At 57.6% G+C, this 24,360-nt stretch carries 18 protein-coding genes and 3 pseudogenes; 13 read left to right on the forward strand and 8 right to left on the reverse strand.

What is annotated here, in order from left to right; translation table 11 throughout:
- Positions 1-451: 451 nt before the first annotated feature.
- Together J3489_RS13055 and bufA1 are read left to right on the forward strand one after the other, a co-directional pair.
- Positions 452-777 (forward strand): annotated as a pseudogene (locus tag J3489_RS13055) (sigma factor-like helix-turn-helix DNA-binding protein); the annotation flags it as partial.
- Positions 778-1,105: 328 nt separating this feature from the next.
- Positions 1,106-1,267, forward strand: a pseudogene (gene bufA1, locus J3489_RS39070) (BufA1 family periplasmic bufferin-type metallophore); the annotation flags it as partial.
- Positions 1,268-1,572: 305 nt separating this feature from the next.
- On the opposite strand, the pseudogene J3489_RS13065 reads toward bufA1, so the two are convergent.
- Positions 1,573-1,692 (reverse strand): annotated as a pseudogene (locus J3489_RS13065) (IS66 family transposase); the annotation flags it as partial.
- Positions 1,693-1,742: 50 nt separating this feature from the next.
- Positions 1,743-2,024 carry a hypothetical protein gene (locus J3489_RS38800; protein WP_374193451.1) on the reverse strand — a complete coding sequence of 94 codons (282 nt, stop codon included), beginning with the start codon at positions 2,022-2,024 and terminating at the stop codon, positions 1,743-1,745.
- Between the two features lie 372 nt (positions 2,025-2,396).
- Here J3489_RS38800 and J3489_RS13075 point away from each other — a divergent pair, with 372 nt between their 5' ends.
- On the forward strand, positions 2,397-3,299 hold the full coding sequence (locus J3489_RS13075) for a LysR family transcriptional regulator (protein ID WP_206998573.1): 903 nt from the start codon (positions 2,397-2,399) through the stop codon (positions 3,297-3,299).
- Positions 3,300-3,700: 401 nt separating this feature from the next.
- On the opposite strand, the gene J3489_RS13080 is transcribed toward J3489_RS13075, so the two are convergent.
- Positions 3,701-3,991, reverse strand: coding sequence for a DUF1330 domain-containing protein (locus J3489_RS13080; RefSeq protein ID WP_206998574.1), 291 nt, complete (start codon positions 3,989-3,991; stop codon positions 3,701-3,703).
- A 1,365-nt stretch (positions 3,992-5,356) separates the two neighbouring features.
- On the opposite strand from J3489_RS13080, the gene J3489_RS13085 reads away from it, so the two are divergent.
- From J3489_RS13085 to J3489_RS13110, 6 genes are all read left to right on the forward strand, one after another.
- On the forward strand, positions 5,357-6,097 hold the full coding sequence (locus J3489_RS13085) for an NHL repeat-containing protein (RefSeq protein ID WP_206998576.1): 741 nt from the start codon (positions 5,357-5,359) through the stop codon (positions 6,095-6,097).
- A 55-nt stretch (positions 6,098-6,152) separates the two neighbouring features.
- The gene (locus J3489_RS13090) at positions 6,153-7,259 is read left to right on the forward strand and encodes an alkene reductase (protein WP_206998578.1); all 1,107 of its coding nucleotides are present in this window, start codon (positions 6,153-6,155) and stop codon (positions 7,257-7,259) included.
- Positions 7,260-7,532: 273 nt separating this feature from the next.
- Positions 7,533-8,324 (forward strand): TauD/TfdA dioxygenase family protein, encoded by a 792-nt coding sequence (locus J3489_RS13095; RefSeq protein WP_206998580.1) that lies wholly within the window; start codon positions 7,533-7,535, stop codon positions 8,322-8,324.
- A 232-nt stretch (positions 8,325-8,556) separates the two neighbouring features.
- Entirely contained in the window at positions 8,557-11,574 is a 3,018-nt protein-coding gene (locus J3489_RS13100) for an FAD-binding and (Fe-S)-binding domain-containing protein (RefSeq protein ID WP_206998582.1), read from the forward strand.
- Positions 11,575-12,117: 543 nt separating this feature from the next.
- Entirely contained in the window at positions 12,118-13,335 is a 1,218-nt protein-coding gene (locus J3489_RS13105) for an FAD binding domain-containing protein (RefSeq protein WP_255555068.1), read from the forward strand.
- A gap of 46 nt (positions 13,336-13,381) precedes the next feature.
- Positions 13,382-14,647: an LVIVD repeat-containing protein gene (locus J3489_RS13110; RefSeq protein ID WP_206998587.1), complete on the forward strand. Its 1,266-nt coding sequence runs from the start codon at positions 13,382-13,384 to the stop codon at positions 14,645-14,647.
- Positions 14,648-14,834: 187 nt separating this feature from the next.
- Here the strand turns inward: J3489_RS13110 and J3489_RS13115 are convergent, their stop codons facing one another.
- Together J3489_RS13115 and J3489_RS38805 are read right to left on the reverse strand one after the other, a co-directional pair.
- Positions 14,835-15,374, reverse strand: a complete 540-nt coding sequence (locus tag J3489_RS13115) for a TolC family protein (RefSeq protein WP_206998589.1) — start codon at positions 15,372-15,374, stop codon at positions 14,835-14,837.
- Positions 15,375-15,507: 133 nt separating this feature from the next.
- On the reverse strand, positions 15,508-15,948 hold the full coding sequence (locus tag J3489_RS38805) for a LysR substrate-binding domain-containing protein (RefSeq protein WP_206998592.1): 441 nt from the start codon (positions 15,946-15,948) through the stop codon (positions 15,508-15,510).
- Between J3489_RS38805 and J3489_RS13125 the strand changes: the two genes are divergently transcribed.
- A complete protein-coding gene (locus J3489_RS13125) occupies positions 15,846-16,451 on the forward strand; it encodes a LysR family substrate-binding domain-containing protein (RefSeq protein WP_206999017.1) in 606 nt (201 codons plus the stop codon). The two genes, J3489_RS38805 and J3489_RS13125, sit on opposite strands and share 103 nt — an antisense overlap.
- A gap of 148 nt (positions 16,452-16,599) precedes the next feature.
- Here J3489_RS13125 and J3489_RS13130 read toward each other — a convergent pair whose 3' ends face one another.
- From J3489_RS13130 to J3489_RS13140, 3 genes are all read right to left on the reverse strand, one after another.
- Positions 16,600-17,985, reverse strand: coding sequence for an MFS transporter (locus J3489_RS13130; RefSeq protein WP_206998594.1), 1,386 nt, complete (start codon positions 17,983-17,985; stop codon positions 16,600-16,602).
- Positions 17,986-18,122: 137 nt separating this feature from the next.
- On the reverse strand, positions 18,123-19,355 hold the full coding sequence (locus J3489_RS13135; RefSeq protein ID WP_206998597.1) for a CaiB/BaiF CoA transferase family protein: 1,233 nt from the start codon (positions 19,353-19,355) through the stop codon (positions 18,123-18,125).
- Between the two features lie 158 nt (positions 19,356-19,513).
- Positions 19,514-20,476 (reverse strand): LysR substrate-binding domain-containing protein, encoded by a 963-nt coding sequence (locus J3489_RS13140; protein WP_206998599.1) that lies wholly within the window; start codon positions 20,474-20,476, stop codon positions 19,514-19,516.
- Between the two features lie 371 nt (positions 20,477-20,847).
- Between J3489_RS13140 and J3489_RS13150 the strand changes: the two genes are divergently transcribed.
- From J3489_RS13150 to gorA, 3 genes are read left to right on the forward strand one after another with little or no spacing between them, the layout of a single operon-like run.
- Positions 20,848-21,579, forward strand: coding sequence for a glutathione S-transferase N-terminal domain-containing protein (locus tag J3489_RS13150; protein WP_206998602.1), 732 nt, complete (start codon positions 20,848-20,850; stop codon positions 21,577-21,579).
- Positions 21,576-22,841: a CaiB/BaiF CoA transferase family protein gene (locus J3489_RS13155; RefSeq protein WP_206998605.1), complete on the forward strand. Its 1,266-nt coding sequence runs from the start codon at positions 21,576-21,578 to the stop codon at positions 22,839-22,841. Before J3489_RS13150 ends, J3489_RS13155 begins: the two co-directional genes overlap by 4 nt.
- Positions 22,842-22,876: 35 nt before the next feature.
- Complete coding sequence (gene gorA, locus J3489_RS13160) at positions 22,877-24,268, forward strand: glutathione-disulfide reductase (protein ID WP_206998608.1); 1,392 nt, start codon at positions 22,877-22,879, stop codon at positions 24,266-24,268.
- Positions 24,269-24,360: the final 92 nt, after the last annotated feature.

Consider the following 24,360-nt stretch of genomic DNA (forward strand, 5'->3'; position numbering starts at 1 on the left):
GCCGAACGGCCCCAGGTATCGACCGGTAACTGGGTCAAACCCGGACACGCCGCTCCGGATGGCGCCGGACACGTACGAAGCGCTCGCAACCAGAAGTTCATAGCGTGACAAGGAATTTTCTCCTTCGACAGCAGAACACGCGACCGGGAACGCACAAGCCGTAGGCAGGCACAGAATTCCTCTAAACATCTCTCGTCTCCACTCTTTTTCTAGAGAATATTGCGCCCCCCCAAGTCCGTAAATGCGATTGATTGAATAGCTTTCATTCCAAGTCGGAATACACGCATCAGCCCCTCTCGGACTATGATTGAGCTACGTCAGTCATCCTTGACATGACACTCGGCCGGCGCCATTGTCCTCGGACGAGGTACCGGGCGCGAGGCCGGTCATCGCTATTCCCGAGGCGAACAGTGCGACGGTGATCACCTAACTATCGGAAGACCGACCGTGAACCGCGTGGGTTCACGCAATAGCTCGCCATAACTTGATGGATTTCTTCAGGACGCCTGCACGGCGGGAATCGCTGCACGAGCCGCTCGACGATCACGAATTCATATTTTCGAACCCGATGACGAGCCGGTCGATGGGCGCCGCGACATCGCCAAGCTTCTCGATCATCTGCCGGACAAGCAGCGGCTTTCGATCCGGCACGTGAATCTGCAATGGCTCTCGGTGGGCGAAGCGGCCCGCCTGACTGGACTCACGGAGTCCGCCGTCAAGGTCAGCATTCATCGGGGGATCAAGGAGCTGGCCGCGCGCGTACGCGGCGTTGCGTGAGAACGGATGACCTCATCAATTTGCTCTCGACCGGTATCGCCCATGTGCAACGCGGCGCCCCGGCGCGCCATTCAGTATTTCGATGCCGCATGCATGCATGGGCGATTCCGGCAAGCATGGTGTGTCGCCGTGCTCGTCGCCATTTCCTTTGAGCCATCTCTCCAGTTACAGCGAAGCAATGCCTTATTTGCCTCAGCGCACGACGCGGCCCATCGAATCAAAAAAATTCGTCCTCGGTAACCAGCTCACGATATCCGTCGAATTAACTCACATATTCGCCGCGGATACCTTCCATCCTTGCTACTGGAGAAATTTCGCGCCTGCAAAGATCGATGTCAGTTCCGCCCTCCTCGCTGTCGCAGTTGCAACTCTTCTCGCTTCGATGGCGCACGCGGCGCCGCTCACCAAGGCGGAAGAAAGCGCTGCCCTCGCGGCTCACAAGGAAAAATGCTATGGCGTCGCGCTGATCGGGCATAAAGGTCGCAAGGATTGACTCTTGCCGATACGCAATGGCTGTCTGCGCAACGTCGACGACGCCAGACTCGGCAAAATACCCAACTCAGGATAATGCTTTATGCCGGTCTCGGCATAAGGCGCACGCGCGTCGCGACATGATCGCGGCAAAGGAGAATCTGCCCAAAGCGCGGCGTGGTCGCCCTGATCCTATCAGCGAATTCCTCCGGTTGATCGGGCATCTCTTTGTGATCGAATCGCGCTGTGAACGAACGGAAACAAGCAGAGAATCGGCTGCTGGCAAGGCAGCGCGAGAGTCGTTCCATGCTCGAGCCAATCGAGGTCGTGCACATACACCCATAGTTGTTCGATCTTGGTTGTGCCGTTGCCTGGGGCCAGCACGGGAACGAGCGTGTCATCGGCGTGCAACTTCGACGCCGCTATCACGTGATGGCGGATGGCCGTAACCGTGCATCAGGGGAAGTACCTTACACGAAGCGAGCGAACGTGCGTCAGTCGGCGGAGGCGGCCAGTCGCGAGGGCAGCAAAGTCCCGTAGTCGTCGGCAGTCTGAGCGAGCGGGAGGGCCTTTAACCACGCGACGCGATCGGCCCCGTCGTCGACGACGCCCGGACTCGTGCGCTTCGGATACTTCGGCTCGGTTGTCTCTGTCTGGCGCAACCATGTGCGCGCGGTGTTTCGGGACAGGCCCGTACGCCGCGCAATCTCGCGCAGCGGGACCTTCTCGCGGAAAGACATCCGCCTGATCTTGGCCGGCATGCCCGCCGTGATCACCTCGGTATCCCCTGCTCAAGGATTGAGCATGGGATACAATCACGCGGGTCAAAATCCGATGAAAACTACAGGCCCAGGCAGGTCAATTCCGGGTGAACGACAACATATATTTTCCATTCTCGACAGGAATGGAAGTTATTCCACTCGGCTACCTACCCGTCGATCGGCGGAACGCACATGATCAAAATTGTAGACAAGCAGAAGGCAATACACCGTGGAGCAGACAAAAGGGGGGCGCGTGTTGTTGATGCGGGCCGCTTGTATTGCTCCGCCCTAGGTGCATCCCCCGGCAATGCTCGTGCCGCGCGCGGCCGCGCTACCTAGGGAAATCGTTCTTGTGTATTTGGCCCCTGGCCCTAACGGAGTCTCCATATGGACCGCGTGGCTGCGATGGCAGCGTTTGTCCACGTTGTTGACAGCGGGTCGTTCTCGGCCGCGGCCAGCCAAATGCGAGTCGGGCAGTCATCTGTCTCGAAGGTTATCGCACAACTCGAAGATCACTTGGGCGTACGTCTGCTATTTCGATCGTCGCGCGCACTGTCGATGACGGATGCGGGTCTGGTCTTCTATGAGCGGGCGAAGCAGGCAATCGCAGAAATCGAAGAAGCAGAGTTCGCAGCCCGGGGCGCGGGCGCACAACTATCCGGAAGGCTTCGGTTTAGCGCCCCGGTCACCTTTGCGAGACTGCATATCATGCCCGTCCTCCTGGGATTCATGGAGCAGCATCCTGAACTGAAAGTTGAGGCCGTGCTAGACGACCAGATCACCAATCTGGTCGAAGAAAGCATCGACATAGCTCTCCGGCTCGGTCCTCTTACAGATTCCGCATTGGTTGCCCGCAGGATCGGAAGATGCGACCGGTTCGTTATCGGCACGCCTGCGTATTTTCACCGGGTCGGGGCGCCCGCCACTCCCGACGACCTTACCGGCCTGCAAGCCATCGTCTACCCCAATTCAGGTGGAGGATGGAACTGGAGTTTTAGCAAAAATGGCACGGTGAAGTCTGTTTCGCTGCGGGAGCACATGTTGGTTACCGCTGCGGAGGGTGTGCGGGAGGCGGTCTTCACAGGAGCCGGCTTTGCGATTGGGTCGGAGTGGATGTTCAGTTCCGAGTTGGAAACTGGCAAGGTCATCGCGGTTCTGACCGATTGGGAGTTAAAGCCCCTGGACCTTTGGGCCGTCTATCAAGGTGGGCGGCAGACGAGCGCGAAGTCGCGGGCATTTGCTGTGTTCGTGGAAGAAGTCATGCGCAGAAAGTCGTTTGCTCCTTCATAGGCGTTTCCGCGTCGGCGGTCTCGTCACATTCTCCCTACCCGTCCGGCGTCCCAAAAGCGCGGTATTCAATCACGCCACCCGCGCAACGACGTTCTGCGCACGCCGAGATGAGACGGGTTGGCGGAGTCGAAAATGACGATCGGTCTGGTTTGGACAAGCAGCCTCCGCCTTACCCCGCAAAAGCCGCCATGTATCGGCGATTCATTTTGCGGGCATTTGAGGGAAAGAAGGCATGTTGTCGCTTGCACGCATCGTTTTTCGCAACCTCGTTGTGCTCAAGAGAACACGCATTTGCTCCGCGGCCCCCGCTTTTCGGGGGTGGTCATCAGTTGCGCGGTGCGGCGGTGTACTTTCGCTTTCCGCTCATCCCGCATGATAGGGAAGAGTTGCCGCGTCCATGGTCAGTCGCATCCCTCTACGATGAAGACGCGGTACTTTGCCCCCCTAAGCCGGTGCGCGGCGGCTCTCTGATAGGCCGGACTTTCGTACCATCGCTTTGCTTCTTCAAACGTTGGAAACTGGAGAATGACGGCCCCCTCGATTGGTTTTCCCTCAAGTACCTCCTGCTTTCCGTGTAAGGCCAGGAACGAGATCTTGTGACCCTCGGCGGCGGCGGGAGCCTCCCTCGCATAGGCTTCGAGTTCCGCCTGGTTTGTCGTTTCCTCGCGAGTCAGCACAACGTAAGCAGCCATTCTTCGAATCTCCTTTGTATTCCAAATATTTGCAGCACTTTTCCGGATCGGGATTTCAGCACATTTTGTTAGGAAATACGCCGAATTATGTATCCCATATCACTGCGTGAACAAAAGCTCGTTCGGCGGAAAAACCTCTAATTTTTGGTTCGTCAGCCCCCATGTTGATCAGAGTTGACCAACATCTTTTCCTTGTCTCGTCCGGTGAATTGAGCACCAGGCGGCGAAAAGAACCGCTTGAACAACCCGAGTCGTATGCCGTACATTCCGACCTGGAACGTTTCATCACTTCAACTTCAATTTGTTATTGGTTATCCTGATTACTTAATCATAATCGTCCGTCTCAACCTCACCTCTGCTGGGAATTTCCCTAGTGCGTGATCTAACGTCTTGCCATCGGGCTCTCGACGCCGCCACAAGTTCGAAACCACTGTTCGTTCCGGAATCCAGAATCTCGTATTATTCCCCTCCCCGCTTCGACATCCTACGCGACGCGATGTCGCCCGATGCTATTCCTCCCCGGAATAACTGTTATGCGAAAGCCCTCCAATTCAGTTCCCCCGAGCCTTGTGCACCAGCGGCATAAAGTTCACCAAGGCGTTGCGCTCGGGGGCGCCTGTGGTCCCGCCTGCCACGATTTTCGTGAGCATCGCGGCGGACTGGCTTAGAGAATTAGGATTTCGTATCTTTTAAAAACTCCGCCTCTCGTCGCCAAACTGACAAAGCCGTAGAGCCGGTGCCTTTGAAGATGGTTTCTCGCACACCCTCCGCGGGAGTCTAGACCCGCCTGCGCAGCCGAAAGAGCACCAACGGACTTCATCAGGCAAGAAAGCCATGCGACGTAACGGAGCGGTATCACCATCGACTTGTACGCGGGACGGATGACCTGCCAGGATGGTCCATCGACTGTTGTCCGGATCGCGTCGCCGCCTCGCCTTTTTTTGATAGTTGAAGCGACGAAAAGTGATGAATTCCGCAATGGAATGGAAGGTATTCGAGCGCCCACGTAGATCTCAGGAAATTATCGAAATACGCTTCTAAAAACCAGGAGACGACTAATGCAAAGGAAAACTAGCTGGTGACTGGTGCGGCTAGCGTATTACTAGGAGACGATGAATGTGGAAGAAAAGTAGCTGGGCATCAATCGCGGCCTGTCTCATTCCAATAGCGTGCTCGGCAGCCGAGGGAGGGACGCCCTTGTCTCGCTACGAGCTCCTTGTGGCGAGCGCTTCATATGCCACTGGCCCCGTGCAAAATGGGGTGTACCGATTCGATCCAGTCACAGGTCAGTACCTTGGCCAATTCGGGCGCGGCGCAAAAATATATGATCCGCGTGGCATTCGGCTTAGCCCTGATGGAAAACACGTGATGGTCAACAATGGGGACGACCGCATTCTTGAGTTTGATAGCCGCACTGGTGATTTCTCGGGGCAGTTGCCTCTGGTCAAGGGTCTAAACCCCGGGGGCAGCAAATTTGGCAAGGACGGGCGCTACTACGTGGGTTCACGGTCGGCTAAAAGTATTGTGGTCTTCGACGTCGCCCATTCATCCGAACCCAAAACGTTCGTCCCCGGGAAGTACGTGAAATTTCCACGAGGCCTCGCCGTGTCAGCTATTGGCGACATCTACCTCGCGAGCGGAATCAACCCTCAGACGGGCGAAGGGGAAAACACCATTCTGCGGTTCAGGCAGGATGGAACCCTTGTCACGACATTCAATGTCGTCGATGCCGGTTTGAGCCCAACCGACACGGAGATAGGACCGAACGGTGACCTGTTTTCTGGCAGCGAGATTCCCTTCAATTCGCCTCACGCGACGACGACGGTTAGAGAGTATGACGGGCGTACCGGCACGCTGAAGCGAGTTTTTGACGCCGGGGTGGGCGCCGATGGACAGCGGGTCACGCAGAACCCGCGCGGCATCACATTTGGTCCCGACGGAGACCTTTACTCGTCCGGTCTGAACAACGTGGTCCGCTATAGCCTCGCGACGGGAAAGTTTGATGGAGTTGTGATATCGAGCCCGGGAATTAATGCTCAGTCGCTGATCTTCATTCCCAAGATGCAATCGGCACGCGAGCCGACCGGCTCTGAAGCGAAAAACTAACTTCATTTCGATCAATATTGGTCGGGTTTCTTAAACTTACAGTAGGAGAGCAAAAATGCAATCGTTGTTTGAAACCGTAACGTTCGGCGATCTGGAATCGCCGAACCGGATTATCATGTCGCCGCTAACGCGGTGTCGGGCCGGAGAGGGAGGAGTTCCCGTCCCATTGAACGCGAAGTACTACACGCAACGCGCAAGCGCGGGTCTGATTATTACCGAGGCTACCAACATTAGCCCTCGGTCTTGCGCTTTCGAAAACACGCCGGGGATCTGGACGCAGGAGCAGGTTGAGGGATGGCGCGGAGTTACAAAAGCCGTTCGCGACGCCGGGGGACGCATGTTCATGCAGCTGTGGCACTCTGGCAGGGTGGGCGCAGACGGGCTCCTTTCGGGAGAACAGCCACTTTCTCCCTCAGGCGTAAATGACGATCTCGATGCGTTGCAGGTGTATGGCCTGTTGAAAAACGGAAACTACGTGCGTATTGCGGCGACGCCGTCTCGAGCCATGACGGAAGGCGAGATTCAGGAAACAATCGAGGAATACCGCGTTGCGGCTAAAAATGCGATTGACGCTGGATTCGACGGCGTTGAGGTGCATGCTGCGAACGGCTATCTCCTCCATCAGTTTTTCTCGGCTACCACCAACACCCGAACGGACGAATACGGTGGTTCGCCGGAAAACCGAACGCGAATCCTTGGCGATGTCCTTGACGCCATCGGCACAGTCGTGCCAATGAGCAAGGTAGGTGTGCGCATCTCCCCGACGGCCGGATATAACAACGTCCGAGACCCGAATCCGTCGGAGACGTATGAGCACGTTTCGCGGATATTGCAGGAATTCGGCGTCGCGTATGCGCACGTTTGCGATATCAATGCGTGGACAGGAACCCCCGACCTTCCTGAACTTCTTAAGATCACGAAGCCGTATTATCACGGGCCGATCATCGCCAATTGCGGTATCACGCCGGAAGGCGCAAGCAAACTCATCGACGATGGCGACGTTCATGCGGTCGCGTTTGGTCGAATGTTTCTTGCAAACCCTGATCTGCCGGCCCGAATCGCACGTAGCGGCCCGTATAACGAAATGCGCTACGTCGGACTGTACGGCGGGGACGACGTGGGATACACAGACTATCCGGGCTTGGAGGCGGACGCTGCTTGAGCTCGGTTCACGCGGTGCCGGTGGCAAACGGCGGCACCGCCCTAACCCTTCTTGTGGCGACTTGCACGGTCCTGAAGGAAATTGGAAGGGAGGTCGCAAAGTGTAGAGTTGCCGGCAAGGAGTTCGGGCACTTGAGCATACGCCTCAACCCATGAAGCACCGCGTCGCCTGGAGGAATGAACCTCATGCCGTCGCGGGTCCACCCCGTGTCCAACCTGCGCCGGACGGCCGGCGAAAAAAAGGCCTGGGATGGCTGCCGCAATCGGAGATACGATGAAAATCACCGCGATGAATATGGGCTTCGGCGCGCGCGTCGAAGAGGTCGATCTGACTTCTCTGGTACCAAGGGATGAAGATCTGTTGCGCACGGCGCTTCTCGAGCACGGCTTGTTGGTCATCCGAAATCAGAAGCTTTCGCCCGCCGATCAGGTCAGGATGTCGGAAGTCTTTGGAACCCTCGAGACGTTTCCTTCCGGTGAAGGACAGTTGGCCGATTTTCCTCAAATTTTCCGCGTCGCCAGCCGTCCCTCGGATGGCTATGCAAACGTTGGGCACTACTGGCATTCCGACGGCTCGTTCCGTGCACAGGCGACACCCATTTCGATCTGGTATTTGATTGCGCAACCGGACGATGGCGGTGAGACGCATTTTACCGATCTTCGGGAGGCGTACCTAGCCTTTCCAGATGAACGAAAGGCCTCAATCGACGGCCTCATCACCGTTCATCGAAATGAAATAAAACATCCACTCGTCATGCGACACCCTGTCACCCGAGAGCCGTCGCTCTACTTCAATGTCGGCCTTACCGGCCGCATCGTCGGCTATACGAGCGAACAGTTCATGGCGTTGCGGCTCGATCTGAACGATCACCTTTCCCGCGTGCATGCCACATACGTGCATCACTGGCTCGAAGGCGATGTCGTCATCGCCGACAACTTTCGGGTTGCCCATCGTGCTACGCCGATCTCGGTGGATCAGCGTCGCATCCTCGATCGGACGACGATACGGGCGGATGGTGTGTACTGGAGAGAAGGCTACGCCCGAGGCGAAGCGTCTGAGCGTTGATACAACGGCTCGATGAATCGCCGAGGCATTCGCGGAGCAGGCATCGGCAACGAGTCAACCCCGCTGAAATCGGAAACCCTGCAACTCGAGATATGCGGCGGGGACTACGAACGGATTGACCTGCGAGTACACACGCGTTCCCTGAGGGGCATCGTGGTAGTGCATGAGCGTCTGCGCCAATAAGGAAACTTGAAATGCAACGAGAAATATTTACGGACTTTTCCGGCTCATCATGTTGACAAGTCAATTGTCACAACCGGATCCGGCGCCTGGCGATCAATCGCCCGCCGGGAGCAATGGATCGCAAGCGCGATGGGTCAAGCTCCGCCACGAACTGGTCGCCGCTCTGGGCGCGTCAGTGCATTTCGGCGAGGGACACCTGGCCGCATATGCGGCCGACGCCTCCAATTACCGACAAGTGCCGCTGGCGGTAGTCATCCCCAGGTCGATCGATGAACTGATCAAAGGAATCGAAGTATGCCGGCGCAACAACGCACCGGTCCTGATGCGAGGCGCGGGCACCTCAATGAGCGGACAAACAGTCAACACGGCTGTCGTGTTCGACATATCCGCCCACTGTGCGAGCATCATAGAATTAGACCCTTCCTCGCGCACGGCGCTTCTTGAGCCCGGCGTGATCTGCGATCAGCTCCGCGACGCGGCCGAACAGCACGGACTCACGTTTGCGCCGGATCCATCTACTCATAGCCGCTGCACACTGGGCGGGATGATTGCAAATAACTCTTGCGGTCCACACTCCGTGATGGCCGGAAAGACACTCGAGAACATTGAGGATATCGAAGTTCTGACGTACGACGGAGCCCGGTTCTGGGTAGGGCCGACCAGCGAGGAGGAGCTCGAACGCATCATCGCAGAAGGCGGGCGAAAGGGTGAAATCTACGCGGCCCTGCGGGCGCTCCGCGACAAGTACGCGGACTTGATCCGCAGCCGATTTCCGAACATCAGCCGCCGGGTCTCCGGCTATAACCTGGATCAGCTACTGCCGGAGAATGGATTTAATGTCGCTCGCGCGCTGGTGGGAACCGAGGGAACGTGTGCATTGACGCTTCGCGCTCGTGTCCGTTTGGTTCATAGTCCCGCGCATCGCGTCGTTCTGGCACTCGGGTTTCCCGACATCTATGTGGCCGCCGACGCGGTACCGGAATTTCTGCAGTGCTCGCCGCTCGCCATCGAGGGGCTCGATCGCCAAATCATTCGAGGACTCGAAGCACGGAAACTGGCGGCTTCCGAGATTGCGATGCTGCCTGAGGGCGATGCGTGGGTGTTGATGGAATTCGGAGGCGAGACGCCTGAAGAGGCGGTTGCCAACGCGGAAGGCGCCGCTGCGAAGCTGCGCAGCCGGAGCAACGGACCGGTACCGACCCGCAAGCTGCTCGCGAGTCGAGAGGACCAAAAGCGCATCTGGTCCATCCGCGAGAACGGCGCCTCCAGTACACAACTGACGATCAATCCCGGCGAGCCGGATCCCAAAGTCGGCTGGGAGGATGCCGCCGTCGATCCGAATCGGCTTGGGGACTATCTGCGTGCCTTTCAGGCTTTGGTAGATCGCTATGGCTACAGGACCTCGCTGTTTGGGCATTTCGGCGATGGGTGCGTTCACGCGCGCATCACGTTCGACTTCAGAGACCCGGAAGGGGTACTCGAGTATCGGCGGTTCGCCCGCGAAGCCGCACAGCTTGTCGTCGACTACGGCGGCTCACTGTCGGGCGAACACGGCGACGGGCAGGCGAAAGGCGAATTGCTTCCGATCATGTTCGGCGACGAGCTGATGGAGGCGATGCGCACCTTCAAGAGGATTTGGGATCCGCAGCGCCTCATGAATCCCGGTAAGGTCGTCGATGCACGCCGCCTCGATGAAGACCTGCGTACGGGGCCCGCCTACAAGGTAGTCAATTTTTCAACAAAGCTTCAATTTAGGAGTCTTGAGGGAGACGGCTTCCAACGCGCGGTGGAGCGTTGCGTAGGGATGGGGCGCTGTCGCGCCGAACAAGGGGGCACGATGTGCCCCAGCTATCGGGCGACGCACGACGAGCGTTTTTCGACCCGAGGACGCGCAAGGGTTCTTTGGGAGATGTTGCAGGGCGACTTGGTCCGCGAAGGTTGGCAAAGCGAGTCGGTGAAAGAGGCGTTGGATACCTGCCTTGCGTGCAAAGGTTGCCGGAGCGACTGTCCCACGCACACGGACATGGCCTCGTACAAGGCCGAATTTCTCTCGCACTATTACGAACGCCGGAGACGTCCTCGGCAGGCGATATCCATGGGCCGCATCGGGGACTGGGCACCCATCGCCGGTCGCCTACCCGGGCTCGCGAACGCGCTTACGCGAACGCCAGTCATTTCCTCCGTCGCAAAGCGAATCGCCGGTGTTGCTTCGGGCAGGACGCTGCCCCGATTTGCGCCGCAGACTCACAGCAGAATGCACAAACGTCGGCCCGCAACGCCTGTGCGATCGCTGAAGAAGGTGGTTCTTTGGGTGGACACCTTCTGCGAGCATTTCCATCCAGAAATAGCCAATGCCGCAGTCGACATACTGGAGATCGCCGGCTTCGACACGCAGTTACCCACGCGGCGCCTCTGTTGCGGTCGACCGCTCTACGACTATGGTTACCTCGACGTGGCCCGTGAGCGTTTGCGGGCGATTCTCGACACCTTGTCTCCTATGTTTGATGGAGACAATGCCGCCGTCGCACTCGTCGGGCTGGAGCCTGGCTGCATGTCGGTGTTCAAGGACGAACTGCTGAAGATGTTTCCGGATGATCCACGAGCGAAGGCCCTCTCCGACAACGCTTTCCTGCTTGCCGACTTTCTCAATATAAGCGGATATCGGCCGCCTGAATTTCACGCCGAGGTGATCGTCCACGCGCACTGCCACCAGAAGTCCCTTTTCGGCGTGGCTGGTGAAAGAGCAATTCTCGGTGCCATGGGAGTAAACGCGACGTGGCTCGACAGCGGGTGCTGCGGGATGGCCGGCTCATTTGGTTTTGATCCAAAGCATCAGGAGATTTCTGCGAATGCGGGCGAGCTCGTGTTATTGCCCGCTGTCCGGGAAGCCCCTAAGCAGGCGTTCATCCTGACGAACGGTTTCAGTTGCCGAGAGCAAATCCAGCAAAAGACGGGGCGCCAAGTTGTGCACTTCGCTGAGCTTCTAAAGATCGCGCACAAAAATGCCGAGACTCGGTCGGATAGCGGGGATGCGGTAGCTGCGCAAGCCTCAGCGGAAGGCGCATAAAGCCGACCCGGCGACCGATACGTACCCTACCTTCACGGAGTGCATTGTGACATCCAACCCTGACGACCCATACTTACCAGCCCATTCGCGACGCACTCGCTCCTGTCGTGACTCTGGCGGCTCGTACATGTTTAACACGATGGACCGCCAGGCGTTTCGCGCGTTTGCTCGGCGAAATTCGGCTGACCTACAGCTTGACCCTGGCTCAATCTGGATTCGCTAGAAGCGCGCATCCCGCACAAATTGGATCGCCCTATCCGCCGCGATGGCCGGATCCTATATAAGCGGGCCGCTCGCACAATTTCTTTTTGGGAAGCTCGTGGAAATCTGGCGCTGACCCCTCGCCGCGAACTTGATGGTGTTCGCGCCTCCGTGCATCGCCACCGTGCTCATGAGCTTCTTCGATTTCTCTCGGCTTCGACGAGTACAGAAGATAGGACGCCAGTGCTACCCGGCTGCCGCGGCCACGTAGTTTCGATTGGGAATTCCGAATAAGCCGAAATACGTTGTTATTGAAAACGCACTTTATTGCGAGGTGGAGCAATGAATCAACATCACAATTCGTCGTCCCCGCATCGGGCGCTCGTCATCGGAGCTTCCATGGCCGGACTCTTTGCAACCGCGTTGCTACGCAAGGCCGGTTGGTCCGTCGATCTATTCGAACGTTCTGACGTGGAGTTGTTTGGGCGCGGGGCCGGAATCGTCACACACCGTGAACTTCTGGACGCGCTGACGGAAAGCGGCGCAAACATCGAGCAACTTGGTGTCGCGATCAATGAACGAATCGCTGTCGACAAAAATGACCAGGTTGTCGAACGCCTGGACTTTCCGCAGATCGTGACTTCGTGGGATAGGCTCCACCAGTTGATGCGCGCGACGATTCCAAGCGAGCACCACCATTTGGGCTGTAATCTGCAATCCGTCGAACAGTCCGCCTCAGGTGTTACGGCCCGCTTTTCAAATGGACGCGTCGAGAAAGCCGATCTTCTGATTGCAGCAGATGGATATCGTTCGATCATTCGGGACATCTATATGCCGGATGTCCAGCCAATCTATGCAGGCTACGTGATCTGGCGCGGTGTCGCAGACGAGGGTGCAATGCCAAAGTCCGCCAGAGACACGATCTTCGACAAGTTCGCGTTCTTCTTGCCGCCGAACAACGAGGTCATCGGTTACCCCATTCCCGGACAAGATCATGCGCTTGAGCGAGGCCGTCGGAGGTACAACTGGGTCTGGTACCGGCCAGTCGACAAGAAAACGCTCGAGACGATGCTGGTAGATGAAAATGGAGCTTACCATTCGCTTTCGATCGCGCCTCCGAAGGTTCGCCAGGATCTGATCGACGAGATCAAACGTGCAGCCGAAGAACAGCTTCCGCCGTCGTTTCGTGACACGTTGAGGGCGATTCCCCGACCATTCTTCACGCCGATCTACGACCACTTCTCTCCAAAGATGGTGTTCGGGCGTGTCGCACTTATCGGAGACGCCGCTTCCGTTGGCCGTCCTCACATTGGCATGGGCGTCGCCAAAGCTGCGGCGGATGCACAGAAACTTGCTGATGTTCTGCGTGACCCTACAGTGCGCATCGAACAGGCACTCGCGCAGTTCGAAAATGACCGTTTGGACATTGGTCTAAAAGCGGTGGAACGTGGCCGTACGCTCGGCGGGTATCTGCTGATGTCGCACGACAATAACACCACACATGACGCGCATTGGATTCTCAAGAACACGGCTTCGTCCGACTTCCTCAAAACGCAATGATTTTTTGGCTGCACGTTAGGCACGAAAATCAACTAGAGAGCTCGAAATGACTATTTCCGACCTACCCGTCCCCGACTTTTCGAGAAACATGCGGATCATTGGCCACTCAGACCAGGGTGGCCGCGCTGACGGCGTACAGCTCATGGTCCATCGCGGCTATGCATACGTAGGCCACATGTTCTCAAAAGGATTCAGCGTCGTTGATGTGCGGGACCCTTCGAAACCGACCGCGGTCAACTATGTCCCTGCCCCGCCTGATACCTGGAACATCCACCTGCAGGCGCACGACGATTTACTGCTTGTGATCAACGCCAAAGATATGTTCGCCGCTACCGAGTTTCAGGACGAGCGCGCGTACTACAGCGGCGCGCTTGGTCAGAAGGTAGGCACGGCCAGTAGGCCGAGCACCGGACGTCATTGGCGCGCCGGACTAGCGGTCTATGACATCTCAGACGGGGGCGCTCCGCGCGAAATCGGCTTCATGCCAGTGAATGGAGGCGGAATCCACCGCGTGTGGTACACCGGAGGCCGCTGGGCCTATGCGTCGGCGCTTCTCGACGGCTATACGGACTATATCTTCATCACCATTGATATGTCCGACCCCCGGACCCCGAAAGAAGCTGGCAGATTCTGGTTGCCAGGCATGGATGCCGCCGGTGGAGAGGTGCCTTCCTGGGACGACTCCAGACGGTACGGCCTGCACCACCCGATTGTTCATGGCGATACGGCCTATTGCGCCTGGCGGGACGCCGGGATGGTCATCCTGGACGTGGCTGACCGGTCGGCACCGAAATTGATTACCCATCGAAACTGGTCGCCCCCGTTCGGCGGCGGCACGCACAACTGCTTGCCACTCCCGGACCGTGATCTGCTGGTCGTGCTCGACGAAGCGGTACTTGACCATCAAGAAGATGGTGAGAAGTTTATCTGGGTGTTCGACGCCCGCGAGAAGGCGAATCCGGTCAGCATCTCGACATTTCCGTCGCCTTCGGAGGCCGACTACAAATCGAAGCACGGACACTTCGGGCCTCATAACTTACATGAGAACCGCCCAGGGTCGTTTGTCAACTCCGAAATTATCTTCGCAACGTATCAGAATGCGGGCGTACGCGCCTTCGACATACGAGATCCGCACCGGCCGGTGGAAATTGCGGCGTTGGTGCCACCCGTACCGACGCATCTGATGGACAAACGCCCGAACCGTCCACGAGTTATCCAATCCGCCGATGTTTTTGTGGATTCGAACGGCATCGTCTATTCGACCGACTACAACGGCGGCCTCTACATCATGGAGGTTGAGTCTTGGCGATGAAACGCAGCAATCGTCGGGCTCGGGTGGTGGGGAAAGCATCTGTCCCGACGTTGAACGCGGCCACGGTGTCGTCATCGAACACCGTGCAGTCGATGCCGCCCGGGTGGCCATATTTGCGACATCGAAACCGGCGCTTCGGTTCGACGCATTCGCCAAACGCGCTGGCGAATGGGCGAGTCGCAGCGCTTCACCGTACGGCGACGGTAGCGCGTACCGCCTCGGAGGCGGGATCGGCGGCGGCGGCCTCGCTCTGCGCCTTGCCCGCCGCAAGCGCATTGCGGACCTTGCCCCAAAGATCGAGGTCGTAGTCGAACACGAGCTCCGCGAGCTTGGCGTCGTAAGTTGAAGGCTGGACGGCCCCGAAGCGAAGCGGACGCCGCTCCGATTGCCCGTTTCTCGACACCTGAGCGTCGGCACCGAGCGTCGGATAGAGGCCCGATTCCGCTTGACGCTCATACGCCATCGCTTCGTCGTGGCGGGCGATTGCTGCCCGCACGTCGGGATTGGCCGTGGCGACGAGCGGCTCGAGCCGGTCGAGTTCGGGATCGCGATGGACCTTCCACCACACGTCGCGCTCGATGCGGTCGACTGGCTGCGCTATCTGCCAGCTGCCGGCCTCCTTGTAGGTCGCCGGAATCGGCGTCGCCGGGACTTGGTAGGCGGGAGCGAACGAACAGCCGGCGAGCCATGCGCCGGCGACGGCGACCATGATCCTGCGCTTATCCATGAGCGGACTCGGGGACCGGCGCCAGCCGGACTAGTTTTAACATTGGTAAAGGTTCTCTCGATGCGGAATCGGGTCGTCGCGCCCCTTCAACTACGAGGTGCCACGATTCGATTCGCTCATGTCCGGCTGAGGATCACTTGCCGAACTCAGTTGAGTGTCGCGGCGAACTGCTTACTTCGACCAGAGATTCATTGTTCCGCGCCATCGTCCTGGGAAGATATGTCCGCAAAAACTCCACCCAGGTTTTGGTTCTCGCGTCCGTGTACCTCCGTGACGGATGACGTGCGTAAATATCTATTCGTTGAAGCGTATGCTGCGGCAATACACGAATGAGGCTCCCATCCGCGAGCCCCTGCCGGGCTGCGAACACCGGACGCCTGCCGATACCCATGCCGGCGCGAACTGCGAACGCGATCGAGTCGGAGACGTTGACTTCAACGGCTCCCGATACTTTGATCGACGTGCTCCCCTCTGGCCTATCGCCAGGGCTTTCCGGATGTCCACCTGCAGTTGGAGGAACTGACCACGCAGGAGCAGCTGACCGCCATGATCGAGCGACGTCTCGAAGTGGCATTCGTTCGCAGTGCAAGGCGACCGGATCTTCCGCCCACACTCCGTGCGACGTCCCTGTTCGAGGATTCGCTCGTGGTCGCGCTTCCTCCGCAGCATCGACTCTCGGCCCGCGCCGATGCACTGCCCGTCAGCGCACTTGCCGACGAGGTATTTGTCATGTACCAGCGCGAAAGCGGTACCGGCGTCTACGAACAGATCGTTGCGCTGTGTCGCCAGGCGGGCTTCTCGCCTCGAATCGCACAGGAGGCGCGGGAAGTGCCGACCATCATCGGCCTTGTCGCAGCGGGGCTCGGCATCGCATTCGTACCGGCGTCACTGAGCAGCATCAATGTCAACGGTGTGACGTACCGGCCGCTGCGCGAGAAGGCCGCGCGCTCTGCAATGTGGCTGGTGCTACGTGCCGCCGAACTGTCGCCACAGGAAGCGGCGTTTGCCGAGCTTACGAAGACGGTCCAGTTCCGCGTCAACGGAGCCAGCCTGGCAGACAGGAATAAGTCCCGGTAATCCGGTGCAGTAGCACGCCGGCCGGGCCGGAGATGGTTGCGCGAGTTGGTCGACTGACGGGCTCCCGATTGATTACTCGTCGGCCAGCGCCATATCGACTGCAGCCTGGGCATGAGCGATGGGCTAGCTCGAACGACCGTCTCCCCCATCACAACGGTCTTCGGACAACGTCCTTGACGCTTTCGGATTCCACAGGAGCCGCGATGTCTTCCAGCGCATGACGTCCTGTTTCGATTCGCAGCGCGGCAATCGCTATTGCTAACAGACCCAGCATGCCGGAGACCATACTGAGAACCCCACTGACGCCGAACAGACTGAAAAGTGCCAGCGTTACGTACGGCATTGCAATGGACGTACCCCGGCCACAGACTGCAGCAAATCCCGTCCCCCGCAATCTAACATCGGTCGGAAATAGCTCAGGAATAAAGCCGAAGTACCCCAAGGTGGTGATAGTGTAAATGGAGGTCACGAGAATGAAGCCGACAGCTCCAAGGGGGATTTCTGCCCGCATTGACGAATACACAAATCCCAGTGCGATAGTCAATAACGCAAAGACAGTGATGCCGCGCGCTCGCCCCAAGCGGTCCGCAACTACGAAAGCCACTAACGCCCCAACTGGCGCGCCAAACGACATCAAAAGTGTGAATCCGAGCGAATGCACGACTGTCAGTCCCTGCCTGATAAAAAAGGTCGGCAGCCATCCCACAAAGCCATACAGCGACACGTTGATAGACATATTCGTTAGGGCCGCCACGATCGTGCGGCCGCGAATCCCTGCCGAAAAGATCCGACTGAGCGGCGCTCGCGAGACCGGTACGTCCCGCACCTCCGTGACCGGTGGGAGCGGACCTGCCCGTTTCGATACTTCGCTTTCTATCCTGCACAGCACCTGTTCGGCTTCGTCGTTTCTGCCCCGTGACTCGAGCCATCGTGGAGACTCGGGCATTCTATGGCGCAAAATCCAGACAAACAGGGCACCAATACCGACCACCGCAAACATCCATCGCCAGCCAAGCGCCGGTATCACGTAATATCCGACAGCGCTGGCCGCAAGCAACCCGGAATTAATGACGAAGCCAAGCATCGATATCCAGCGACCACGCGATGCTGGTGGAATGAATTCGAGCAACGTGCCCGAGGCAACCACTAGTTCGGCACCCATCCCGACGCCCATGAGAAAGCGCAAACCAATTAACGTCCTGATATCAGGCGCGAAACACGCAAGCAGGGACGCAATACCAAATAAGGCGAGGTTTAACTGATACGAATATCGTCTGCCAAAACGATCGCCCGCGATTCCAGAAAGTCCGGCACCGATTGTCATCCCAACGAAAGTCGCTGAGACGAAAATTGCTCCAGTCTGTAGATCCGCGAATCGCTCATTGATCATCGCAGCAACGACACTTCCGGCCAAAAAAATATCAAACGAATCAAAAAAAGCCCCGGCGCTGATGAGTCCAAGGACCTTCCAATGAAAACGAGTGATGGGCAAACGATCTAGTCTCGCCCCTGCATTGACGACACCTGCTCTCATGTTGTCTCCTTTACCAATATCGTTCCGTAGTGGCTCACGTGGGTGCGTCGGAACGTCGGTCTCACACGTCACTTTTTAGTTAAACTAACTTCTCAAAACTCATATCGACAATTTCACTGATACATGACGTTTTCCGGCTAAATCACGCCTTGATTCCGCATGGCATCCAGATATTCCTGATCTAGACCTAAAAAACGGTGCAGCAGCTCGTCGCTATGTGCTTTTGGGATAGGCGCCGGTTTCTCGTAGCCTCCCGGAGTTCGACTGAACTTGATCGGGAATCCAGGAGCGTGCGCGCAGAGTTCTTCCCCGCTGACGGGATGACGCAACCGAGTGATCATCTTGCGTTCACGCAAATGATCCCAACGCATAACATCGTCTACGGTGCGCACAGGGCTACATGGAAGTGCAGCTGCTTCAAGAACTCGGATAATTTCATCTCTGGCGCGCACTTGCGTCCAGTCGGAAACAATCTGATCCACATACGCGTTGTTCTCTATTCGCCAACTCAGCTCCATCATATTCGGGTCAGCTTTTAGGTCCGCGCGGCCCATGATCTCAAGCAATTTGAGCCAGTCGGCGTTTGTGGCGGCACCGAGCGCGACCCAACCGTCAAGAGCGGGATAAGCGTTGAATGGGGAAAACCGCATGATGCGATTTCCCTGTTGATACCCAAGGCCTAGATCGGAGTAGCAATCGAGCGGTTCATCGAGAATCAATGAGAAAAGACAATCCGCCATCGACACGTCAATGGCTTGCCCCTCCCCCGTACGAAAGCGATGCAGCAGAGCAGCGATCACGCCATTTGCTGCGAACACTCCCGCAACGGCGTCGGACAGTGGCGAGCCAGTTTTTACAGGCGAGCCTCCCGGCTGCCCTGTGATGCTCATCAAGCCGGTGGCGGCCTGCACCATCAGGTCGTACGCCTTCAAACCGGACGCAGGTCCGCTGGAGCCATAGCCCGTGAGGGAGCAATAAATCAGATCAGGGCGTCGTTCCTGCAAAGCGCGATACCCTATTCCGAGCCTGTCGGTGACGCCAACGCTGAAGTTCTCAACAACGACGTCAGCTTTTTCGACAAGATCGAAGAAAAGCTGGCGCCCAGCATCGCTCTTCAGGTCCAATGCCATCGACTTCTTGTTTCTTGCCCGCTTCAGATAGGCGATGCCGAAATCGTCGTCCGTTTGTCGATGCAACGAGACACCGAGAGGTCCAACGAACGGCGGCGCTGACGCTGTCGGATCGGCGGTCTTCGGGTCGTCAATCTTGATTACCTCAGCACCCAGCCCAGCAAGCAACAACGTGCACTGGGGACCGGAAAAGAAGCGTGTTAGATCCAGTACGACCACGCCATCGAGGATTTTTTGCATTCGCTAGTTCCGACAATATGAATGAATCTGTCCATCCGCCCGAGGGCGGATGGACAAACTTATGTTCGGAACCATCTTAGGCATACAGAAGTCAGCTGGGAAATAGCGCTTCCGACTAGCGGTATAAGCGATTCGTATGCCCCGGTCGGTGCAACGGGTTACGCTACCGCTGCCGCGAATTCGGCCAGTTGCGGGGCGGCCGTCGCACCGCGCCATTCTCCTGAATCAAGCAACTCGTGAACCACCAAAGGGATCAGTTCCGCGACACGCTGAGCCGGAGCGCTTAAAGCCACGATATCGTATGTGCACAGGCTGACGAGTCGCGAAACAGTTCCCCCCTCCAATGGCAATGCCACTAACTTCCCTGCGGTAAGGTCGGCCGCAACTGCTGAAAGAGACGTTATTGTCGCACCCAGGCCTTTACTCACCACCGAGGCGATGGTCGAGAGCGAGTCGAGTTCGGCCGCGATCTGCAGGTCTAGATTTCGCTCGCTAAAGATGCGCTCGATGAGTTGCCGAGTGGCGTTCGACTTGCTCGGTAAGATAAACCGCTCACGAGCGGCGTCTTCCAGGGTCAAGCGTCCGGCAGACGAATGCCCGTGACGCTGAGCGCACACGAAGAAGAGTTGTTCGTTGACAAGCGGCCGAACCGTCAAATGACTGGACTGACGCTCGCGCCCAAACAGCACGCTTAACTCCAGGCGACCGTTTGCTATCAATTCCTCAAGATGCCCGCTCAAGCTCTCCGTAATCCGCAATTGAATCTTCGGATAGCGCGACTGCATGGCTAGCATCAGCGGCGCGGCAAGTATGTTGGCCACGCTGGTGGGCATGCCTATCGATACCACGCCGCATGGATCCTCGGTCACTGACTGAACGTCTTCACGCATCCGCTCCAATTGCCGCAAGACCGCCTGTGCGTGTCTATAGAACACACTTCCTGCCTCAGTTGGGGTCACGCCACGGACACTGCGCGCGAGCAGCTTTACGTTCAACTCGCTTTCAAGATGAACCATCTGCTGGCTTAGCGCCGGCTGCGCGATGAAGAGATCTGCGGCTGCCCGTGACATGCTCCCGAGCTCCACGATGCGGATGAAATACTTAAGCTGGCGAATCTCCATTTCTACGTCTCCTGATGCCGGCGCGACTGCCAGTTCGGCTTGATCGTCCGGTCTCGCAACTGGTGTACTGCGCCACCGGAAGTGGCTTTGTGAGCTGGAACCTGCAGCGTGCTTCCAGCCATATCTTCCTCTTATACCCCATGTTCGCATCGGTATTGTCGCAATTGCGTCAAATTTCTTACGATGCAGTGACGACGAACGGTATCTAGGACAACGGTGAGACACATCAACCAATCGTCCGCTCCTCTTTCAGCCGGAGATGCACACCCGCCAAGCGGACGTGAGGCCACGTATCCGGGCGAGGCTTCGTGGAGCGTCGACGACGGTCGGCTTACTCCGTGCGACGGCGCCACACTCAACAAGGAAAAGTCATGATCGATCTATATTTTTGGTCCACGCCAAACGGATACAAAGTGTCAATCCTCTTAGAAGAGCTCGGCTGGAACTACAACGTCATTCCGGTACATATCGGAAAAGGGGAACAGTTCAAACCGGAGTTCCTCAAGATCAGTCCGAATAACAAGATCCCCGCAATCGTCGACCATGACGGGCCGGAAGGTGCGCCATTCGCCTTGTTCGAATCCGGCGCGATCATGCTCTATCTCGCGGAGAAAGCGGACTGGAAATTCCTTCCGCAAAACACCAAAGAACGCTTCAGGGTCACCGAGTGGCTCATGCTCCAGATGGGTGGCATCGGACCCATGTTGGGGCAGGCCCACCACTTCCGGAAATACGCCCCTGAACAGATCGAATACGCCATCGATCGATACACCAAAGAGGCGCGCCGTCTCTACGGCGTATTGGACCGACGTTTGGCGGAGGTGCCGTACCTGGCTGGGGACACCTATTCCATCGCTGACATGGCCACATTTCCCTGGATCCGTCCTCATAACTGGCAGGGACAGGCGCTAGAGGATTTTCCGTCTCTGCAGCGCTGGTATAGGGAAATGAAGGCTCGGCCTGCAGTGCAGCGTGGCGTTGATGTACTCAAGGAAAAAATTGACAGAAGCGGCAAACGGCCTTCAGGTGAACGTTGGAACAACCTGTTTGGCGACAAGCAGTTCGGCGGCCGACAACGCGCTGACGGAGGAGAACACGCATGACCAGCAAAACAGCCATGCTGACGGGTTACCGCGTTCTCGACATTGCTCAGGTCGTGGCTGGCCCGACCTGCACGCGCATCCTTGCGGAACTGGGCGCTGAAGTCATCAAAATCGAGCTCGCTCCGCACGGTGACAGAACTCGCGCGGGAGGCGTTCGGCCCCGTCAATCGCCGTTCGAGCGATCGTCTCAAAGCACCTACTTTTATCAACATAATCACTCGAAGAAAAGCGTCGCGCTCGACTTCAAACGAGCCGAAAGCATCGAACTGATCAAGTCGATGATCCGGAACGTAGATGTGTTAGTCGAAAATTTCGCGCCGGGGGTGATGGCACGGGCCGGCTTGGACTACGAGACGCTGAAGACCATCAATCCGCGGCTGGTAATGTGCTCCATCTCGCTAGCGGGCCAAAGCGGGCCGCTGAGTATCAAACCCGGCTACGACTATATCGGCCAGGCATACGCAGGGATTACGGACCTGATCGGCGAGCCGGACGGCGACCCCGCCTTGATTACGATGGCGATCGGCGATTGTGCTACTGGCATTACTGCAGCCATGGCGGTCGGGTTCGCTCTCTTGCACAGGGAACGCACAGGCGAAGGTCAGTATGTGGAAACGTCCCTCTTGGACACGTACTTTCAGATGCACGAGAGGAACGTGCCGAGGGTTTCGATGCTCGGACCGAAATTCAACCCGACGCGCACCGGATCACAACATCCGGACGGTGGCCCTACAGGCATTTTTCGCCATCCCGATGGAACATTTATCACGCTGGCCGTTCTCCCCCACCAATGGGAGCAGTTTCTCCGCGCACTCGGATTGCCCGAATTGGCAACGGATCCGAGGTTTGCGACTGCAAGGCTTCGACGTGAAAACGATGCTCAGCTGAAAGCAATCGTCGAAGGCTGGCTCGCGCGATTTCCCAGCCGAGATGAGGCGCTCCTCGAGTTGGACCGGGAGCGAATCCCGAGCGCGCCGGTGCTCACCTTGATTGAGGCAATAGATCATCCACATGTGCGCGAGCGCAGAACCGTGAGGCGTGTTCACGACGACCATCTCGGCGATTTCGACATCCCCGGCTTTCCAGCGAAATTCTCTCGATGGACCGAGGCCAAAGATCTGCGAGCTCCACTGTTAGGCGAGCACAACTCGGAAATTCTTCATGAACTCGTGGGTCTCTCAAAGGAACAAATCGCGGCTTTATACAACGATGGCGTTCTTGTGCAAGATCCGCTCGCTACCAACACCCTTCAACCATCCTGAACCAGCACACAGGTGACATTTAGCCTGCCCAAAAGATGAACGTATTCGACGTAGACCTCTTAGTTATTGGCGCTGGCTCAGGCGGCGTACGTGCCGCTCGCGCCGCCGCGGGACACGGTGCCACGGTTGCGATAGCTGAGCAAAGCCGGGTGGGTGGAACGTGCGTCATTCGCGGATGTGTGCCGAAGAAAATCTTCGTATACGCAAGCCGCCTCGAGCAATCATTCAGTGATGCGGTCGGCTTTGGGTGGAGTCTGAGCAACGCTCAATTCGATTGGCCGACACTGTTACGTAACAAGAACACTGAAATCGCCCGACTGGAAGGACTCTATCGACTAGGCCTTGCCAAGGCCGGTGTGTCGTTGATCGACGGGCGGGCAGTCGTGGAAGACGATCAGACAGTACGTATCGAGGGAACTGACCACCGATACCGGGCAAGACGCGTATTGATTGCCACGGGCGGTACACCGAATCGCGGGTTTGACGTCCCGGGCATCGAACATGCCATCGACTCGGACGCAGTATTCGAGCTTGAACATCTGCCACGAAGCGTCCTGATCGTCGGGGGCGGCTACATAGCAGTTGAGTTTGCAGGGATCATGCATGGTCTGGGGGTACAAACGAACCTGCTACATAGGGGAACGGCACTACTGCGTGGTTTCGACAATGATGTGCAGATTGAAATCGAGCGAGCCTATCGCAAACGTGGCATCGGTGTGCGACTTCACGCGACACTGAAACGCATTGACCGCACAGACAGAAATTTGCGAGCTACGCTATCCGACGGGACCTGCCTCGAGGTCGAGGCCGTCATCCTCGCTGCCGGTCGCCTTCCCAATACGCGCGGCCTTGGACTCGAATCAGTCGGCGTGGAGCTTGATCCCGAGGGAGCCATACGCGTCGACGACACAGCACAATCCTCGGTTCCATGGATCTATGCGGTCGGAGATGTCACGAACAGGGTCAATCTAACGCCCGTTGCTATCCGCGAAGGGCAGGCGTTCGCGGACCGATCTTTCGGCACTCAATTCTCCTACTTCGACTATCAAAACATCCCCACGGCGATCTTCTCAACACCTGAAGTCGCGGTTGTGGGTTTGAACGAAATTGAGGCCCGTCAGCGGTGTCCCACGCTCGAAATATTCCGCACGGACTTCAGGCCGATGAAATCCTCCATAACGGCGAGCACCGAGCGGATTCATTTCAAGCTGCTGGTCGACGCCAGCAGTGACAAGGTTCTCGGAGCTCAGGTTATCGGCGACGGTGCAGCGGAAATGATTCAGTTGATTGCCGTCGCAATGCGTGCCGGCGCTACCAAGGGGGACTTCGATCGAACGGTCGCGCTTCACCCGACAGTGGCCGAAGAATGGACAACGCTGCGAGTTAGCGAGAAGTGCCATTGGTCGGCGGAGACCGCTGACGAATAGTTAATGTGCGATTCGAAATCGCCAGCCGCAATATTTTCGTGTTCTCGTGAATTCGTTGGGGCGCCACCTCACCAGTCAGGCGTGCTACCCGT

This window comes from Trinickia mobilis (assembly GCF_017315705.1).
GTDB classification, from domain to species: domain Bacteria; phylum Pseudomonadota; class Gammaproteobacteria; order Burkholderiales; family Burkholderiaceae; genus Trinickia_A; species Trinickia_A mobilis.